This is a genomic window from Streptomyces naganishii JCM 4654 (genome assembly GCF_014650575.1).
In the GTDB taxonomy this organism is placed as follows: Bacteria; Actinomycetota; Actinomycetes; order Streptomycetales; family Streptomycetaceae; genus Streptomyces; species Streptomyces naganishii.
Genome location: NZ_BMVF01000019.1, coordinates 78,650 through 95,636, shown reverse-complemented (window position 1 = coordinate 95,636; position 16,987 = coordinate 78,650). Strand labels below are relative to the sequence as shown.

The window sequence follows — 16,987 nt, the reverse complement described above, 5'->3', positions numbered from 1 at the left end:
ACCCGTGGCACTTCACACGGGGTCTCTCATCTAATCCGGAGGATCCGAGATCGTGACTACCCAACGCACCTCAGGGCGGCGCAAGCAGGCATTGGCCGCTGCGGCTGTGGTCGCAGGGCTGCTGACCACGGCGGCGTGCGGCGGCGGCAACGACAGCGGCGGCGGTTCGAAGAACGGTGCGGCCGGCTTCGACGCGGCCAACAACAAGGTCGCTCAGGCCTCCGCCGTCAAGAAGGGCGGAACGCTGAAGTTCGGTGGCGCCCAGGACGCCGACTCGTGGGACACCACGCGCGGCTACTACGGCTTCATGTGGAACTTCGCCCGCTACTACAGCCGCCAGCTGGTCACGACCAAGGCGGAGCCCGGCAAGGCCGGCGCCGAGCTGACCCCGGACCTCGCCACCGGTCTGGCCAAGGTGTCCGACGGCGGCAAGACCTACACGTACACCCTGCGTGACGGGATCACCTGGGAGGACGGCAAGCCGATCACCTCCAAGGACGTCAAGTACGGCATCGAGCGCGTGTGGGCGCAGGACGTGCTGTCCGGCGGCCCGACCTACCTGAAGGACGTCCTGGACCCGGACGCCAAGTACCAGGGCCCGTACAAGGACAAGGCCGCCGACCACCTCGGCCTGAAGGCGATCGACACGCCGGACGACAAGACCATCGTCTTCCACCTGCCGAAGGCCAACTCGGACTTCGAGGAGATGCTGGCCCTGGTCTCGGCCTCCCCGGTCCGCCAGGACAAGGACACCAAGTCCAAGTACACCCTGCACCCGTTCTCCTCGGGCCCCTACAAGTTCGAGTCGTACAACCCGGGCAAGGACCTCACCCTGGTCCGCAACACCAGCTGGAAGCAGGCCTCGGACCCGATCCGCAAGGCGTACCCGGACAAGATCACGGTCAAGTTCTTCTCGAACGCCAACGAGCTGGACCAGCGCCTGATCAACGGTGACATCGACCTGGACATCAACCAGACCGGCATGTCGCCGCAGGGCCGCACCGAGGCCCTCAAGCAGCACAAGGCCAACCTGGACAACCCGGTCTCCGGCTACATCCGTTACGCGGTGTTCCCGCAGAGCGTGAAGCCGTTCGACAACGAGCACTGCCGCAAGGCCGTGATCTACGGCGCCGACCACGTCTCCCTCCAGACCGCGCGTGGCGGCCCCATCGCCGGCGGCGACATCGGCACCAACATGCTGCCGCCGTCCGTCCCGGGCTCCGAGGGCCAGAAGTACGACCCGTACGAGCTCGCCGGCGCCAACAAGAACGGCAACGTCGCCAAGGCCAAGGAGGAGCTGAAGGCCTGCGGCCAGCCCAACGGCTTCAGCACCACCATCGCCGTCCGCAACAACAAGCCGGTCGAGGTGGCCACGGCCCAGTCGCTCCAGGCGTCGCTGAAGAAGATCGGCATCAACGCCCAGATCGACCAGTACGACGGCTCGCAGACCACCGGCATCATCGGCAGCCCCGCCAACGTGAAGAAGAAGGGCTACGGCATCATCATCATGGGCTGGGGCCCGGACTTCCCGACTGTCCAGGGCTTCGGTCTGCCGCTGTGGGACAGCAAGTACATCCTGCAGAGCGGTAACAACAACTACGCCCTGATCAAGGACAAGACGATCGACGGCCTGTTCGACAGCTACGTCAACGCCACCGACGCGTCGAAGAAGCCCGGCATCGCCACCGAGATCAACCACAAGGTCATGGAGGGCGGCTACTACCTGCCCTTCGTGTTCGAGAAGTTCATCAACTGGCGCTCCTCGAACCTGGCGAACGTCTACACCACCGACGGCTACAGCGGTATGTACGACTTCGTCAACCTCGGCCTGAAGAACCCGAAGTAAACCCGGCACACCCGCCGTACGGCACGAAAGGCAGGTGAAGGCCGGCGCGGCGTGATGGCGGGCCGCCGGAAGACCTCCGGCGGCCCGCGGTCCGCGGCGGGCCGTAAGCTGTGCTCGCTTACCTCATCAGGCGGCTGTTCGCCGCCGCAGTGATGCTGGTGGTCATCATCATGGTGGTCTTCGGCATCTTCTTCCTCGTCCCCAAGTGGGCGGGCGTCGACATCGCCCTGAGCTTCGTGGGCAAGCAGGCCGACCCCGCCGCGGTCGCCGGTGTGCGGGAGAAGCTCGGTCTGAGCGACCCGATCTACATGCAGGTCTGGGAGTTCTTCAAGGGCATCTTCGCCGGCCGCACCTACTCGGCCGGCGGTGACGTCACGCACTGCGCCGCACCGTGCTTCGGCTACTCGTTCAAGAGTGAGCAGGCCGTCTGGCCGGTGCTCACCGACCGCTTCCCGGTGACCCTGGGTCTCGCGCTCGGTGCCGCCGTCCTGTGGCTCGTCTTCGGTGTCGCGGCGGGTGTCCTCTCCGCGCTCAAGCGCGGCAGCCTCTGGGACCGCAGCGCGATGGTCGTCGCCCTCGCGGGCGTCTCCCTGCCGATCTACTTCACCGGCATGCTCTCCCTGGCGATCTTCGCCTTCGGGCTGAAATGGCTCAACGCCCAATACGTGCCACTGGACCAGAGCTTCACCGGCTGGTTCGGCGGCATGATCCTTCCGTGGATCACCCTCGCCTTCCTCTACGCGGCGATGTACGCCCGGATCACCCGGGCGACCATGCTGGAGGTCCTCGGCGAGGACTACATCCGCACCGCCCGCGCCAAGGGCCTGCGTGAGCAGACCGTCATCGGCAAGCACGCCATGCGCTCCACGATGACGCCGATCCTCACCATGCTGGGCATGGACCTCGGCGCCCTCATCGGCGGCGCCATCCTGACCGAGTCCACGTTCAACCTGCCGGGCCTCGGCCGGGCCGTGCTGGACGCGATCAGGAACCAGGACCTGCCCATCATCCTGGGCGTCACCCTGATCACCTCCCTCGCGGTGCTGCTGGCCAACCTCGTGGTGGACATCCTGTACGCCGTGATCGACCCCCGAGTGAGGCTCGCATGACCGAACTCAGCAAGAGCGGCGCGGCCGTGGGTGAACCCACCGCGGCCTCGCACGCCGCGACCGCCTTCCTGGAAGTGCGCGACCTCAAGGTGCACTTCCCCACCGACGACGGCCTGGTGAAGTCCGTCGACGGGCTCAGCTTCAAGCTGGAGAAGGGCAAGACCCTCGGCATCGTGGGCGAGTCCGGCTCCGGCAAGTCGGTGACCTCGCTCGGCATCATGGGCCTGCACACCGCCGGCCAGTACGGCAAGCGCAAGGCCCGCATCTCCGGCGAGATCTGGCTGAACGGCACCGAGCTGCTGTCCGCCGACCCCGACCACGTGCGCAAGCTGCGCGGCCGCGACATGGCGATGATCTTCCAGGACCCGCTGTCCGCGCTGCACCCGTACTACACGATCGGGCAGCAGATCGTGGAGGCGTACCGGATCCACCACAACGTCGACAAGAAGACCGCCCGCAAGCGGGCGGTCGAGATGCTCGACCGGGTGGGCATCCCGCAGCCGGACAAGCGGGTGGACAACTACCCGCACGAGTTCTCCGGCGGTATGCGCCAGCGCGCGATGATCGCGATGTCGCTGGTGAACAACCCCGAACTGCTCATCGCGGACGAGCCGACCACCGCCCTGGACGTGACCGTCCAGGCGCAGATCCTCGACCTGATCCGGGACCTGCAGAAGGAATTCGGCTCCGCGGTCATCATCATCACCCACGACCTGGGCGTCGTCGCCGAACTCGCCGACGACATCCTGGTGATGTACGGCGGCCGCTGCGTCGAGCGCGGACCGGCCGACAAGGTGTTCTACGAGCCCCGGCACCCCTACACCTGGGGCCTGCTCGGCTCGATGCCGCGCCTGGACCGCGAGCAGCAGGACCGGCTCATCCCGGTCAAGGGCTCCCCGCCCTCGCTGATCAACGTCCCCTCGGGCTGCGCCTTCAACCCGCGCTGCCCGTACGCCGACGTCCCCAAGGACAACCTCACCCGCACGGTCCGCCCCGAGCTGACCGAGGTCGGCAGCGACCACTGGGCCGCCTGCCACATGACGCAGGAGCAGCGGGAGCGGATCTGGACCGAAGAGATTGCGCCGAAGCTGTGAGTGAGAACGCAGAGGACAACGCAGTGAGCATCCCTGCACAGAGCGACGGCACGCAGGCCGCGACCTCCGCGACGGCCACCCTCACCAAGGACGCCGGCGCCGGCGAGATCCTGCTGAAGGTGACCGGGCTGCAGAAGCACTTCCCGATCAAGAAGGGCCTCTTCCAGCGGCAGGTCGGCGCGGTGCGCGCGGTCGACGGCATCGACTTCGAGGTGCGCGCGGGCGAGACCCTGGGCGTCGTGGGCGAGTCCGGCTGCGGCAAGTCGACGATGGGCCGGCTGATCACCCGGCTGCTCGAACCGACGGCCGGCACGGTCGAGTTCGAGGGCAAGGACATCACGCACCTCGGCGTGGGCGGCATGCGCCCGATGCGCCGCGACGTGCAGATGATCTTCCAGGACCCGTACTCGTCGCTGAACCCGCGCCACACCATCGGCACGATCGTCGGCGCTCCCTTCAAGCTCCAGGGCGTCACGCCCGAGGGCGGCATCAAGAAGGAAGTGCAGCGGCTGCTGTCGGTCGTGGGCCTCAACCCCGAGCACTACAACCGCTACCCGCACGAGTTCTCCGGCGGTCAGCGCCAGCGCATCGGCATCGCCCGGGCGCTCGCGCTCAACCCGAAGCTCGTGGTCGCGGACGAGCCGGTCTCGGCGCTGGACGTGTCGATCCAGGCGCAGGTCGTCAACCTCCTGGACGACCTCCAGGAGGAGCTCGGCCTGACGTACGTGATCATCGCGCACGACCTGTCGGTCGTCCGGCACGTCTCGGACCGGATCGCGGTGATGTACCTCGGCAAGATCGTGGAGCTGGCCGACCGGGAATCGCTCTACAAGGCGCCGATGCACCCGTACACCAAGGCGCTGATGTCGGCCGTCCCGATCCCGGACCCGAAGCGGAAGAACGCCAAGAGCGAGCGCATCCTGCTCAAGGGCGACGTGCCCTCGCCGATCTCCCCGCCGAGCGGCTGCCGTTTCCACACTCGGTGCTGGAAGGCGACGGAGATCTGCCGGACGACCGAGCCGCCGCTGCTGGAGCTGAAGCCCGGCCAGCGGGTGGCCTGCCACCACCCGGAGAACTTCGAGGACCAGGCGCCCCAGGACACCGTCCTGCTCACGGCGGCCAAGGAGGCGGCCGAGCTGGTCGCCGACGAGGTCCTGGCGGAGTCCGCGGCCACCTCGGCCGCGGTCGCCGCGGAGGTCGCCGAGATCGCGGAGGCCGCCGAGGCGGCGGAGACCGCGGAGGAGACCCCCGCGGCTGCCGAGAGCGCGGACAAGACCGCCGCGGCTGCGGAGACCGCGGACGAGACCGCCGAGGCCGAGGCCGCCCCCGCGTCCCCGTCCGCGGAGAACTCCTCCGAGCCGGAAGGCGAAGGCAAGAAGTAAGCGGCGAATCACCGACGCGTGGGCCCCGGAAACCAGGAATCGGTTTCCGGGGCCCACGCGCAGGAAAAGCCGGAGCCGGAGAAATCCGGATCAGGAACTGGTCTCCCAGTAATGCCACCCGACCGAGGTCGCCGGCAGTTTGGCGGTGCCCGAGGCGAGAGTGGTCACCGAGCAGTTCGGGTTCGTCCGGTTGGACTCCCAGCTCACCTGATAGCCGTTGGAGCCGTACTGCAGGTTGCCGTACTTGCGCGCGCTGATGTTGTGCGAGTAGGTGTGACCGGTGGTGACGGCCACCGACTTGGTGATGCTGCCGCTCACCGACGCCTTGGCCGAGGCGAACAGGTAGCTGGCGCTCACCTCGAGGGAGGTGGAGACGCTGTACGTGATGGTGGTGGCCTTGGTCACCGAGGCCGTCATGGTGCCGCCCGGGCCGTCCTTGAAGTAGGCGCCCTTGGCGGGAAGCCGGTAGGCCTTGTGCGACGTGATGAGAACCCCGTAGTCCACCGGGCAGGAGCGCTTCGGCGTGACGGCCGCGGACGCCGGCGCCGCCCCCGCGAGAACCGGCGTGATGCCCGCGACGAGCAGCGCGGCCAGCTTTGCTCTCTTACGCATGAGAATCCCCCCTATTGTGTGGTCCGGCCCCCGCTGCGGCGGAAACCGTCAAGCGCGAGCGAGCCTATGCAGTTGACAGTGGCCGGTCAATTGCAATCCGGATTGGTTGAGGAAGAATTGAGCCTGCCGGCGCCTGCCGCATTTACCCGGCAAAACCTCTTCCCAAGTCCTCGAAAAGCCCGGCGCATGACGACTTGGCAAAGTCATGCGCATGACTGAGCGGGAGAGCGCACAGTCGTCCCTGTCCGTGTGATCCGCAGATCCGCGCACGCCTGAAGGGATGACTCATGGCACTCTCCCGTTCGGCACGCTTAGGAGCCGTCGTCACCGCGGCGCTCTCCTTCCTGACCGTCGCCGCCTCCTCGGCCCCCACCCCCGGCGCCCCGGGCATCGGCGACACCTACTTCCCGCTCGCGGGCAACGGCGGCTTCGACGCCCGTCACTACGACCTCGACATCGCCTACGCCCCGGACACCGGCCGCCTGGACGGCCGTACGACGATCACCGCGCGCGCCACCCAGAACCTGTCCTCCTTCGACCTCGACCTCCAGCAGCTCACCGTCACCCGCGTCGAAGTGGACGGCAGACGCGCGCGGTTCACCCGCGACGGCGACGAACTGCGCGTCACCCCGCGCGGGGTGCTGCGCGAGGGCCGTACCTTCCGGGTCGCCGTCACCTACGGCGGGATGCCCCAGCCGCTGAGCGGCCCCATCGTCTTCGGCTCGAAGTACGGCTGGATGAGGACCGAGGACGGCGTCTTCGTCGCCTGCGAGCCCAACGCGGCCTCCACCTGGTTCCCCTCCAGCGACCACCCCTCCGACAAGGCCACCTACGACATCCGCGTCAAGGCGCCCAAGGGCCTGACCGCCGTCTCCAACGGCCGGCTGGTGTCCACGAGCGACCGGGGCGGCTCCACGTACACCCACTGGCGCGAGAGCCGGCCCATGGCCACCTACCTCGCGACCGCCACCATCGGGAAGTTCGACGTGCGGACCGGGCGGACCCCCTCCGGCATCCCGATCTACGTGGCCATCGACCCCAAGCTGAGGAACAGCAACAGCGTGGACGTGTACGCCGTCACCGCGGCCGCCACCGACTACTGGTCGCAGGTGTTCGGGCCGTACCCGTTCGAGGAGACCGGCGCCATCGTCGACGACATGCCGGAGGCCGGGTTCTCACTGGAGGTGCAGAGCAAGCCCGCCTACTCGGCCGTGCGCAACGAGACGACGATCGTGCACGAGCTGGCCCACCAGTGGTTCGGCGACTCCGTGTCGGTCCGCCGCTGGAAGGACGTCTGGCTCAACGAGGGCTTCGCCACCTACGCCCAGTGGCTGTGGGCCGAGCACCAGGGCACCCGCTCGGCGCACGACTCCTTCCTCGCCGCCTACGACTCCCGCCCCGCCGACAGCCCCTTCTGGCAGGTCGAGGTGGCCGACCCGCAGCGCGACACGATGTTCGCCTCCGCCGTCTACCAGCGCGGCGCGATGACGCTCCAGGTGCTGCGCGAGCGCATCGGCGACCGGGCCTTCTTCCGCCTGCTGCCGGCCTGGACGGCCCTGCACCGCTACGGCAACGCGGACACCGCCGACTTCGTGCGCCTGGCGGAACGGATCTCCGGGCAGCGGCTCGGCGACCTCTTCGACACCTGGCTGTTCACGACCTCGAAACCCGCCCTGTAAACGCCGGCATCCACGGTGGGCCTTGCATCGCAAGGCCCACACCCCGCGCCGAGTAAGAATGTGGGGTGCCTCCCGAACTGTTCAGCCCCACCGTCCAGCACACGCTCGACCTGGTCGGCATCTTCGTGTTCGCCATCTCCGGCGCGCTGCTGGCCGTCCGCAAGAACTTCGACGTCTTCGGCATGGCCGTCCTCGCCGAGGTCACCGCGCTGGGCGGCGGGCTGTTCCGCGACGTGGTCATCGGAGCCGTGCCGCCGGCCGCCTTCACCGACCTCGGGTACTTCCTGACCCCGCTGTTCGCCACGCTCGTCGTCTTCTTCCTGCACCCGCACGTGGAGCGCATCCAGCGCGCGGTCTACGTCTTCGACGCGGCCGGCCTCGGCCTGTTCTGCGTGTCCGGCACGACGAAGGCGTACGCCTACGGCCTCAACCTCACCGCGTCGGCGACCCTCGGGCTCGCCACCGCCGTGGGCGGCGGTGTGCTGCGGGACGTGCTCGCCAACGAGGTGCCCTCGCTGCTGCGCTGGGACCGCGACCTGTACGCGGTCCCGGCGATCGTCGGCGCCACCATGGTGGCGCTCTGCATCGATCAGGACGTGCTGAGCCCGCTCACCAGCGGCCTGGCGGCGCTCACCGCTTTTGTCCTGCGCCTGCTCGCGATGCGGTACCACTGGCGAGCTCCGCGGGCCTGGAACCGGCGCTCGACGGTACGCGAGGAGTAGGCGAGCCCTTGTGCGGCTGCCGGTTGTCCTTCTGGCTCAGCTCCATGGTCAGCCAGCGGAACACCGTGGGCACCTGCGGCCGCCACAGCGCCATGCTGTGCCCGCCCGCGCTGCGCGGCAGGAAGACCACGCGCACGGTGGTCGGCGCCTTCGCGATCTGCTCCATGGCCACGCCGGCCTGGTAGCCGTCGTTCGCCTCGCCGGAGTAGTACAGCGCGACGCGCGGCGGCTTGCGGTAGTTCTTCAGCAGCACGAACGGGTTGTTCGCGCGCCGCACCTCGATGTTCTGCGAGGCCAGCGAGTTGCGCTCGCCGATCGGGTCGTTGTAGCCGGACAGGCTGACCCCGGCCCGGTAGCGGTCGGGGTGGGCGACGGCGAGCTTGGCCGCGCAGTGGGCGCCCGCCGAGTAGCCGGCCACGGCCCAGCCGTCCGGCGCCGGTTCGGTGCGGAAGTTGTCCATGACCATCTTCGGCACGTCGATGCTCAGCCAGCTGTCCGCGTTGACGGTGCCCGGGATGTTGGCGCAGCCCGTGTCGATCTTGGCGATCAGGTTGGTGCGCGGGGAGACCAGGATGAACGGCGCGACCTTGCCGCTGCGCATCAGCGGTTCGAGCTGCTCGTGCGCGTGCGCGGAGCCGAACCAGGCCTTCGCCGAGCCCGGGTAGCCGGACAGCAGCTCCACCACCGGGAACTTCTTGTCCTCGTAGGCGGGGTCGTCGTACTGCGGCGGCAGCCACACGTAGACCTCGCCGCTCACACCGGAGACCCGGCCCTTGAGCTGGGTGACCTTGACCCCGCCGGCCGCGTGCATCCCGGGCCCGTCGGCCTGGGTGAACGTCTGGTGGACCTTGGGCAGCTTCCGGTAGGCGATGCCGCCCGTGCCGTCGGCGCCCAGGTCGGCGGCCTTCTGCACGTGGTTGCCGGTGCCGAGCAGGTCGGCCCAGTTGTCGTACAGGTTGTTGGAGTTGTTCACCAGCACGAAGACCAGGGTGATGGCCGTGGCCTGGGCGAACAGCAGCATCAGCGCGCGGGCCGCGTGGCGCAGCGCCTTCGGGCCCTTCATCCGTGTCCACAGGGCGAACGGAAGGACCATGGCGATCACGGCGAACGCGATGGTGGTGTACAGGAACGGAGTCCCGGTGAGGCTCATGTCCTCATAGAGGGAAAACAGGGGCCTCGGGTCACGGACGAGGGGGGACACTTACCGAGAAATTGCTGAAGCCTCACTCTCTGAGCTGCGGCGGAGCGACCAGAGTGGCGTTCGTCATATGAGCCGAAAGCGGAAAGCTACCGCTTAGTAGTTTCCTGTTGTACCGTTCACCCATGCCAGATGCAGCTTCCGCCCCGGCCGCGCGCCGGGCCGCGATCGGCGCCGCCGAGTTCGACCGTGACACCGCCGTCGTCCGGCGCGCCCCCGGCGTCTACGACATCGACCTCTCGGCCGGCTGGACCATCATCAACGCCGTCAACGGAGGCTACCTGCTCGCCGTGCTCGGCCGGGCGCTCGCGGACGCGCTGCCGCACCCCGACCCGTTCACCATCTCGGCGCACTACCTGACCGCCTCCCGGCCCGGCCCGGCCGTCGTCCGCACGGACGTGGTCCGCACCGGCCGCACCCTCTCCAGCGGCCAGGCCTCCCTCTTCCAGTACGACGCGGACGGCCAGGAGGTCGAACGCATCCGCGTCCTCGCCTCCTACGGCGACCTGGACGCCCTGCCCGACGACGTGCGCACCACGGCCGAGCCGCCCGCCATCCCGCCGATGGAGCAGTGCTTCGGCCCCCAGGACGGCCCGGCCCCCGTGCCCGGCAGCTCGGCCATCACCGACCGCCTGATGCTCAAGCTGGACCCCGCCACCCTCGGGTGGGCGCTCGGCTCGCCCTCCGGCAAGGGGGAGATGCGGGCCTGGTTCGGACTCGCCGACGGCCGGGACGCAGACCCGCTCTCCCTGCTCCTCGCGGTGGACGCGCTGCCCCCGACCGCCTTCGAGATCGGCCTGAAGGGCTGGGTCCCGACCGTCGAGCTGACCGTGCACGTCCGTTGCCGCCCGGCTCCCGGCCCGCTGCGGGTGTCCGTCACCACCCGCAACCTCGCCGGCGGCTTCCTGGAGGAGGACGCCGAGGTGTGGGACAGCGCCGACCGGCTGGTGGCGCAGTCCCGTCAGCTCGCCCGGGTCAGGCTCGGCTGAGCGGCTCGCGGCCCAGCCAGGCCGCCAGCCGCCCGTAGGCGCCGGCCCCTTCGCCGGCCGGGACGGCGGAGGCGAAGGGGGTCTGCTCGTCCCGCTGCTCGTCCGGCAGCACCCGGCGGGCGATCCCCAGCGCGAACTCGGCGAGCTCCGGGTCGAGTTCGACGGGGTGCCCGAGCGACTCGCTCAGGTCCCAGGTGTGGGTCACCAGCTCCATCACGTACCCGGACAGGGCGGCGGCGCCGGGCACCTCGCCCCAGGGCACGCGCACCGTCGCGGTCATGCGGTCGTCGGCCTCCCAGGCCTTGAGGACCCGGGTGCGGACCTCGTCGTAGGCCGCCGCCCAGTCCTCGTCGCCGACGCCCTCGGCGAACGGGTGCACGGCGAGCCCGTCGCCGCCCTCGCCGACGACCGCGATCCGCAGGGTGCCGCCGACCATGTGGCTCAGCAGGCCGCGGACGTCGAACTCCGTGCAGGGGGTCGGGCCGGCCAGCTGCTCGGGCCGTACGGTCCCGATCAGGGCTGCGGCCTGCTCGGTGGCGCGGGCGTAGACGGGGCGGGGGTCGATGGCGTTCATGGTGTGCCTTCCTCGTCGGTTCGGTGTGCCGAGCATCGCGGGAAAACCTGACAGTTTCCGTCAGCATTTGCGGGGCGTTCCCGGGGTGGGCGATCCTGGCCGGTGTGAAGTCGGACCGCCTGCTGTCGATCCTGCTGCTCCTGCAGACCCGGGGCCGGGTGCCCGCGCACGAACTCGCCGGGCGGCTCGAGGTGTCGGTGCGCACCATCTACCGCGACATCGAGGCCCTGTCGGCCTCCGGCGTCCCGGTCTACGCCGAGCGCGGCCGGCACGGCGGCATCGAACTGCTCGCCGGGTTCCGTACGGACGTCACCGGCCTGACCGCCGACGAGTCCCGCGCGCTGTTCGTGCTGGCCGCCCAGGGCGCGCACGCCGCGCTCGGCCTGGACGCGGCGCTCGGCTCGGCCCTGCGCAAGGTGATGGCCGCGCTGCCCGCCCCGCACCGGCCCGCGGCCGAGGAGACCAGCCGGCGGATCCTGGTCGACGCCACCCGCTGGAAGGGCGGCCCGCGCCCGGCCGTCGACCTCCAGGTGCTCCAGGACGCGGTCTTCGCCGACCGGCGGCTCAGGCTGCGCTACCGGCACGGCGGCACCCGCGAGCCGCGGACGTACACCGTCGACCCCTACGGCCTGGTCTCCAAGGCGGGCGTCTGGTACCTGGTCGCCGACCGGAGCGCCGAGCCGCGGCTGTTCCGCGCCGACCGGGTGCGCTCGGCCCGGCTCCTGGACGACCCCGTGCGGCGGCGCCCTGGCGTCGAACTCGCCGGCGTCTGGGAGGTGCTGCGCCGCCAGGTCGAGGAGCGCCCGGGCGGGTTCGAGGTGACGGTACGGGTGCGGCGCGACCGCCTCGACATGTTCCTGCGCCTGAGCGGCTCGTCCCTGGCCGAACTCCCCGAGGACGACGGCGCCGGCGAGTGGATCACGGCCCGCCTCTCCTACGGCTCGCCACGCGAGACGCGTCAACTCCTCGCCTACGCCGACAGCGTGGAGGTCGTCTCCCCGCCCGAGGCGCGCGAGGAGCTGAGGGAGGCGGCCGCGTCGCTGGCGCGGCTGTACTGCTGAACCGGCCGCCGGCGCCGGGGAGTCAGGCGGTCGGCCAGTGCTTGCGGCCGAGGCTGATCAGGCGCAGCTGGCGGGTGGCCATGTCCGTGACGCGGGCCCGTTCGCGGGCGTCGGACGCCTCCAGGAAGAGGGAGGCGGTGATCAGCATCTGGTCGACGTAGAGATGGGCGAGCATGAGCAGGTCGTCCTCGCTCCAGCCCGCCGCCAGGCGGTCCTTGGCCAGCTCGTCCTTCACCTCCGAGGCGAACCGGGCCAGTTGCTCGCGGATGGCCTCCCGCACGGGCTGCACGCCACCGTGCCGTTCCCGGGCGATGAAACGCACGTGCGCGGGGTACGCGTCCACGTGACGGCCGATCAGTTCGACGGCGCGCGCTATGCGTTCGTCGCTGTCGTCCGCACCGGACACCGTCGTCCGGATCATCGGGTGCAGGCTGCCGAGCGCCTCCTCGACCAGGGCGACCCCCAGGTCGGCGGTGGAGCGGAAGTGCCGGTAGAAGGCCGTCGGCGCCACGCCGACGGCGCGCGTGACCTCGCGCAGACCCAGGCTGCTCAGGCTCTGCTCCTCCAGCAGGGCCAGCGCCGCGTCGAGGAGGGCCCGCCGGGTCTTCTGCTTCTGCGCCTGGCGGACACCGAGAGTGTGACTCATGCCATGCAGTTAACAACTGTTCTCCGGAATTGAAAAGCGGCCGGACACGCTAGACTCGAGAGTCAGTGAACAACTGTTACTACAAGCGTTCACCGAAACTTCACCGGAGGGGGATCCGAACCCATGCTGTTCCTCGTCGCCGCACTCATGCTGCTCGGCCTGGTCCTGGGCACCGTGGCCCACGCACCGCTGGACTTCACTGTCGTCGCCGCCGTCGCGATCGCCGCCTGGCTCGGCGTCTTCGCGCTCCGCGAGCGCCACGCCCGCCGCCGCGGCCCGTCCCACTGACCCGGGCGGGCCGGCCGGTCAGCGCCGGCCCACCGCCACCAGCACCGGGGCTCCGCGCGAGCGGAAGGCCCCACCGACCGTCGGGAGACACACCATGCAGCTCACCGCACCGGCCACGCGCCGTACCGCCGCCCGTGACGCGGACGGCATGGCCGTCGCGTCCTTCATCCTCGGCCTGCTCGGCCTGCTCGTCCTCAACCTGTTCCTCGGCCCCATCGCCATCGCCCTGGCCGGCGTCGCCCTGTGGCGCGGCACCACCCGCCCCGGCCGCGCCTACCTCGGCCTCGGCCTCGGCATCGCCGACCTGCTCGTGCTGCTCGCCTTCATGCAGGCCGACAACACGGTGTCCTGGAGCTTCTGAGCCGCCCGGTACCGGACGCCACCCCGTGGCCCCGTGGACGACGGGGCACCGCCGAGCGGGCCGGCCGGGCGCACCGCCCGTCCGAGACCCCACCCCGCTCCCGGCCCGAGGGCGCCAGGGGCGGGCCGTAGAATCGGCCTCACCATGGCTTACCTCGACCACGCCGCGACCACCCCCATGCTGCCGGAGGCGGCAGAGGCGCTGACCGCCGCGCTGGGTGTCACCGGCAACGCCTCCTCCCTCCACGCATCCGGCCGCAGAGCCCGCCGGACGGTCGAGGAGTCCCGCGAAACCCTCGCCGAAGCCCTCGGCGCCCGCCCCAGCGAGGTCGTGTTCACCTCCGGCGGCACCGAAGCCGACAACCTCGCCGTCAAGGGCCTGTACTGGGCGCGCCGCGAGGCCGACCCGGCCCGTACCCGCGTACTGGCGAGCCCCGTCGAGCACCACGCCGTCCTCGACGCCGTCCACTGGCTCGGCGAACACGAGGGCGCCACCGTCGAGTACCTCCCCGTCGACGCCCACGGGCGCGTCCACCCCGGCGCCCTGCGCGAGGCCATCGCCCGCGACCCGGACGACGTCGCCCTGGCCACCGTCATGTGGGCCAACAACGAGATCGGCACCGTCCTGCCGGTCCGTGAACTCGCCGAGGCCGCCGCCGAGTTCGGCGTCCCGCTGCACGCGGACGCGGTCCAGGCCTTCGGCCAGGTCCCCGTCGACTTCGCCGCCTCGGGCCTCGCCGCGATGACCGTCTCCGGCCACAAGATCGGCGGCCCGTACGGCATCGGCGCGCTGATCCTCGGCCGCGAGCACACCCCCGTACCCGTCCTGCACGGCGGCGGCCAGGAGCGGCACGTGCGCTCCGGCACCCTCGACGTACCCGCCGTGGCCTCCTTCGCCGTGGCCGGCCGGCTCGCCGCCGAACAGCGCGAGTGGTTCGCCCGTGAGATCGGTGCCCTGCGCGACGACCTGATCGAGGCGGTCCGCACGGCCGTCCCCGACGCGATCCTGGGCGGCGACCCCGACCCGGCCGGCCGGCTGCCGGCCAACGCCCACTTCACCTTCCCCGGCTGCGAGGGCGACTCCCTGCTGCTGCTGCTCGACGCCCAGGGCATCGAGTGCTCCACCGGCTCCGCCTGCACCGCCGGCGTCGCCCAGCCCAGCCATGTCCTGCTCGCCACCGGCACCGACCCCGATCTCGCCCGCGGCACCCTCCGCTTCACCCTCGGCCACACCTCCACCCGGGCCGACGTGGAGGCGGTCGCCAAGGCCATCGGCCCGGCGGTGGCGAGGGCACGGGCGGCGGGCCTGACCTGAGACGGCTCAGGCCCGCGAGGGCGCGACGGCCCGGGCGGGGGCGGTGGTGGCGTGACGGCCCGGGCGGGGGCGGTGGTGGCGTGACGGCCCGGGCGGGGGCGGTGGTGGCGTGACGGCTCAGGTCCGCGTGGTCCGGGCCGCGCGGACCAGGCGCAGGTAACGGTCCCAGTCCCAGTGCCGGCCGGGATCCGTGTGGTCGGCGCCCGGCACCTCCGCGTGGCCGATGATGTGCCGCCGGTCGACGGGTATCCCGTACCGCGCGCAGATCCGGGCCGTCAGCCGCGCCGAGGCCGCGTACATCGCGTCCGTGAAGGACGAGGCGTCCTCGACGAAACCCTCGTGCTCTATGCCGACACTGCGCTCGTTGTACTCCCGGTTGCCCGCGTGGAAGGCCACGTCCAGCTCGCGGATCATCTGCGTGACGTGCCCGTCCTTGCGGACTATGTAGTGCGCGGCGGCCTTGTGCCCCGGATCCTGGAAGACCTTCACCGCGCTCGCGTAGCTGCCCTGGGTGACATGGACGACGACCCGGTCGATCCGGTAGTCGTCCGGGCGGTCCGCCCGCCGGTAGTTGGCCGGGGAGGCCTCCACCCACCGCGCGCCCCCGAAGTCCACCGCGCCCTGAACCCGCGGCTTCTGAGCGCCCGGCAGCCGCCACCACAGCCGGGACAGCCCGCTGCGCTCCAGCGCGGCCCCGCCCACGACCACCGCCGCCGCGCCGATGAGCAGCGCCCGCCGCCCCGGCCGCCGGTCCGCGTCGCCCTTGCCGCCCTTCTTCGCCCCCATGCGATCTGCAACGGATATCCGGCGGTCCCGGTTCCCGCGCCCCCGTACCCTGGAGGGGCTATGACTGACACCCCGCAGCGCACCCGTCCCCTCCGCGTCCTCGCCGCCATGTCGGGCGGGGTCGACTCCGCCGTCGCCGCCGCGCGCGCCGCGGAGGCCGGCCACGACGTCACCGGCGTCCATCTCGCGCTCTCCGCCAACCCCCAGTCCTTCCGCACGGGCGCGCGGGGCTGCTGCACCATCGAGGACTCGCGCGACGCCCGCCGCGCGGCCGACGTCATCGGCATCCCCTTCTACGTCTGGGACCTCGCCGACCGCTTCCGCGAGGACGTCGTGGAGGACTTCGTCGCCGAGTACGAGGCCGGGCGCACCCCGAACCCCTGCCTGCGCTGCAACGAGAAGATCAAGTTCGCCGCGCTGCTGGACAAGGCGCTCGCCCTCGGCTTCGACGCGGTCTGCACCGGTCACTACGCGCGCGTGGTGACGCTGCCCGACGGCACCCGCGAGCTGCACCGCGCCTCCGACATGGCCAAGGACCAGTCGTACGTCCTCGGCGTCCTCGACAGCACCCAGCTCGCGCACGCGATGTTCCCGCTCGGCGACACGGTCACCACCAAGGAGGAGATCCGCGCCGAGGCCGAGCGCCGGGGCCTGGCCGTCGCCAAGAAGCCCGACTCGCACGACATCTGCTTCATCGCCGACGGCGACACCCAGGGCTTCCTCGCCCGCCGCCTCGGCAAGGCCGAGGGCGACATCGTCGACGAGTCCGGCGCGGTGGTCGGCACCCACGAGGGCGCGTACGGCTTCACCATCGGCCAGCGCAAGGGCCTGCGCCTGGGCACCCCGGCCCCCGACGGCAAGCCCCGCTACGTCCTCGACATCTCCCCGGTGGACAACACGGTCACGGTCGGCCCGGCCGCCGCGCTCGACGTCACCGCGCTCACCGCGATCAGGCCCCGCTGGTGCGGCGCCGCGCCGGCCGGCCCCGGCGCCTACACCGCCCAGCTGCGCGCCCACGGCGGCGAGACCGCCGTCACCGCCGAACTCGCCGACGGCGAACTGCGGGTCGCCTTCGCCGAGCCGGTCCGCGGCGTCGCCCCCGGCCAGGCGATCGTCCTGTACGACGGCACCCGCGTGGTCGGCTCGGCGACGATCGCGACCACGGAGCGGGCGACGGCGGACGTGGTCTGAAGGCACTCCTCCAGGCAGGGCGCAGGAAGAACGCGGTCAACCTTCGATGACGAGGTCTGGCGCATCTCCACGAGTCGTTTTAGGCTCGACCGTGCGGATTACCCGCACATAGGAGCCCAAGGCGGTGAACCAGGT

17 protein-coding genes are annotated in these 16,987 nt (G+C 70.8%); 12 read left to right on the top strand and 5 right to left on the bottom strand.

Annotated features, from left to right (window positions below; translation table 11 throughout):
- Positions 1-52 precede the first annotated feature (52 nt).
- The 4 genes from IE217_RS28145 to IE217_RS28130 all read left to right on the top strand — a co-directional run bounded on the left by IE217_RS28145 (position 53) and on the right by IE217_RS28130 (position 5,431).
- Positions 53-1,846 carry an ABC transporter substrate-binding protein gene (locus IE217_RS28145; RefSeq protein WP_190180768.1) on the top strand — a complete coding sequence of 598 codons (1,794 nt, stop codon included), beginning with the start codon at positions 53-55 and terminating at the stop codon, positions 1,844-1,846.
- 110 nt (positions 1,847-1,956) lie between these two features.
- On the top strand, positions 1,957-2,955 hold the full coding sequence (locus IE217_RS28140) for an ABC transporter permease (protein ID WP_190180767.1): 999 nt from the start codon (positions 1,957-1,959) through the stop codon (positions 2,953-2,955).
- On the top strand, positions 2,952-4,049 hold the full coding sequence (locus tag IE217_RS28135; RefSeq protein ID WP_190180766.1) for an ABC transporter ATP-binding protein: 1,098 nt from the start codon (positions 2,952-2,954) through the stop codon (positions 4,047-4,049). Before IE217_RS28140 ends, IE217_RS28135 begins: the two co-directional genes overlap by 4 nt.
- A 23-nt stretch (positions 4,050-4,072) precedes the next feature.
- Complete coding sequence (locus IE217_RS28130; RefSeq protein ID WP_229865657.1) at positions 4,073-5,431, top strand: ABC transporter ATP-binding protein; 1,359 nt, start codon at positions 4,073-4,075, stop codon at positions 5,429-5,431.
- A gap of 90 nt (positions 5,432-5,521) precedes the next feature.
- Here IE217_RS28130 and IE217_RS28125 read toward each other — a convergent pair whose 3' ends face one another.
- Positions 5,522-6,043, bottom strand: coding sequence for a hypothetical protein (locus tag IE217_RS28125; RefSeq protein WP_190180764.1), 522 nt, complete (start codon positions 6,041-6,043; stop codon positions 5,522-5,524).
- A 287-nt stretch (positions 6,044-6,330) separates the two neighbouring features.
- On the opposite strand from IE217_RS28125, the gene IE217_RS28120 reads away from it, so the two are divergent.
- Positions 6,331-7,722: a M1 family metallopeptidase gene (locus tag IE217_RS28120; RefSeq protein WP_190180763.1), complete on the top strand. Its 1,392-nt coding sequence runs from the start codon at positions 6,331-6,333 to the stop codon at positions 7,720-7,722.
- Between the two features lie 65 nt (positions 7,723-7,787).
- Positions 7,788-8,444, top strand: coding sequence for a trimeric intracellular cation channel family protein (locus IE217_RS28115; protein WP_190180762.1), 657 nt, complete (start codon positions 7,788-7,790; stop codon positions 8,442-8,444).
- Here IE217_RS28115 and IE217_RS28110 read toward each other — a convergent pair.
- Positions 8,353-9,594, bottom strand: coding sequence for an alpha/beta hydrolase (locus tag IE217_RS28110; RefSeq protein WP_190180761.1), 1,242 nt, complete (start codon positions 9,592-9,594; stop codon positions 8,353-8,355). The genes IE217_RS28115 and IE217_RS28110 overlap by 92 nt on opposite strands.
- A 173-nt stretch (positions 9,595-9,767) precedes the next feature.
- Here IE217_RS28110 and IE217_RS28105 point away from each other — a divergent pair, with 173 nt between their 5' ends.
- The gene (locus tag IE217_RS28105) at positions 9,768-10,631 is read left to right on the top strand and encodes a thioesterase family protein (RefSeq protein ID WP_190180760.1); all 864 of its coding nucleotides are present in this window, start codon (positions 9,768-9,770) and stop codon (positions 10,629-10,631) included.
- Here IE217_RS28105 and IE217_RS28100 read toward each other — a convergent pair.
- Positions 10,618-11,205, bottom strand: coding sequence for a TIGR03086 family metal-binding protein (locus IE217_RS28100; RefSeq protein ID WP_190180759.1), 588 nt, complete (start codon positions 11,203-11,205; stop codon positions 10,618-10,620). The two genes, IE217_RS28105 and IE217_RS28100, sit on opposite strands and share 14 nt — an antisense overlap.
- A 104-nt stretch (positions 11,206-11,309) precedes the next feature.
- Here IE217_RS28100 and IE217_RS28095 point away from each other — a divergent pair, with 104 nt between their 5' ends.
- A complete protein-coding gene (locus IE217_RS28095) occupies positions 11,310-12,266 on the top strand; it encodes a helix-turn-helix transcriptional regulator (RefSeq protein ID WP_190180758.1) in 957 nt (318 codons plus the stop codon).
- A gap of 22 nt (positions 12,267-12,288) precedes the next feature.
- Here the strand turns inward: IE217_RS28095 and IE217_RS28090 are convergent, their stop codons facing one another.
- Positions 12,289-12,912, bottom strand: coding sequence for a TetR family transcriptional regulator (locus IE217_RS28090; protein ID WP_190180757.1), 624 nt, complete (start codon positions 12,910-12,912; stop codon positions 12,289-12,291).
- A gap of 123 nt (positions 12,913-13,035) precedes the next feature.
- On the opposite strand from IE217_RS28090, the gene IE217_RS28085 reads away from it, so the two are divergent.
- The 3 genes from IE217_RS28085 (at position 13,036) to IE217_RS28075 (ending at position 14,875) form a co-directional block, all read left to right on the top strand.
- Entirely contained in the window at positions 13,036-13,200 is a 165-nt protein-coding gene (locus IE217_RS28085; protein ID WP_190180756.1) for a hypothetical protein, read from the top strand.
- Between the two features lie 94 nt (positions 13,201-13,294).
- Positions 13,295-13,561, top strand: coding sequence for a DUF4190 domain-containing protein (locus IE217_RS28080; protein WP_190180755.1), 267 nt, complete (start codon positions 13,295-13,297; stop codon positions 13,559-13,561).
- A 144-nt stretch (positions 13,562-13,705) separates the two neighbouring features.
- On the top strand, positions 13,706-14,875 hold the full coding sequence (locus tag IE217_RS28075; RefSeq protein ID WP_190180754.1) for a cysteine desulfurase family protein: 1,170 nt from the start codon (positions 13,706-13,708) through the stop codon (positions 14,873-14,875).
- A gap of 117 nt (positions 14,876-14,992) precedes the next feature.
- On the opposite strand, the gene IE217_RS28070 is transcribed toward IE217_RS28075, so the two are convergent.
- Positions 14,993-15,661: an N-acetylmuramoyl-L-alanine amidase gene (locus IE217_RS28070; RefSeq protein WP_190180753.1), complete on the bottom strand. Its 669-nt coding sequence runs from the start codon at positions 15,659-15,661 to the stop codon at positions 14,993-14,995.
- Positions 15,662-15,721: 60 nt separating this feature from the next.
- On the opposite strand from IE217_RS28070, the gene mnmA reads away from it, so the two are divergent.
- Positions 15,722-16,852 carry a tRNA 2-thiouridine(34) synthase MnmA gene (gene mnmA / locus IE217_RS28065; RefSeq protein WP_190180752.1) on the top strand — a complete coding sequence of 377 codons (1,131 nt, stop codon included), beginning with the start codon at positions 15,722-15,724 and terminating at the stop codon, positions 16,850-16,852.
- The last annotated feature ends 135 nt before the right edge of the window (positions 16,853-16,987 follow it).

Bases quoted from the DNA above. Each gene is read 5' to 3' on its own strand.
- IE217_RS28075 (WP_190180754.1), top strand. From the start codon at position 13,706: ATGGCTTACCTCGACCACGCCGCGACCACCCCCATGCTGCCGGAGGCG.
- IE217_RS28070 (WP_190180753.1), bottom strand. From the start codon at position 15,661: ATGGGGGCGAAGAAGGGCGGCAAGGGCGACGCGGACCGGCGGCCGGGG.
- mnmA (WP_190180752.1), top strand. From the start codon at position 15,722: ATGACTGACACCCCGCAGCGCACCCGTCCCCTCCGCGTCCTCGCCGCC.
- IE217_RS28090 (WP_190180757.1), bottom strand. From the start codon at position 12,912: ATGAGTCACACTCTCGGTGTCCGCCAGGCGCAGAAGCAGAAGACCCGG.
- IE217_RS28100 (WP_190180759.1), bottom strand. From the start codon at position 11,205: ATGAACGCCATCGACCCCCGCCCCGTCTACGCCCGCGCCACCGAGCAG.
- IE217_RS28080 (WP_190180755.1), top strand. From the start codon at position 13,295: ATGCAGCTCACCGCACCGGCCACGCGCCGTACCGCCGCCCGTGACGCG.
- IE217_RS28110 (WP_190180761.1), bottom strand. From the start codon at position 9,594: ATGAGCCTCACCGGGACTCCGTTCCTGTACACCACCATCGCGTTCGCC.
- IE217_RS28105 (WP_190180760.1), top strand. From the start codon at position 9,768: ATGCCAGATGCAGCTTCCGCCCCGGCCGCGCGCCGGGCCGCGATCGGC.
- IE217_RS28085 (WP_190180756.1), top strand. From the start codon at position 13,036: ATGCTGTTCCTCGTCGCCGCACTCATGCTGCTCGGCCTGGTCCTGGGC.
- IE217_RS28135 (WP_190180766.1), top strand. From the start codon at position 2,952: ATGACCGAACTCAGCAAGAGCGGCGCGGCCGTGGGTGAACCCACCGCG.
- IE217_RS28125 (WP_190180764.1), bottom strand. From the start codon at position 6,043: ATGCGTAAGAGAGCAAAGCTGGCCGCGCTGCTCGTCGCGGGCATCACG.
- IE217_RS28120 (WP_190180763.1), top strand. From the start codon at position 6,331: ATGGCACTCTCCCGTTCGGCACGCTTAGGAGCCGTCGTCACCGCGGCG.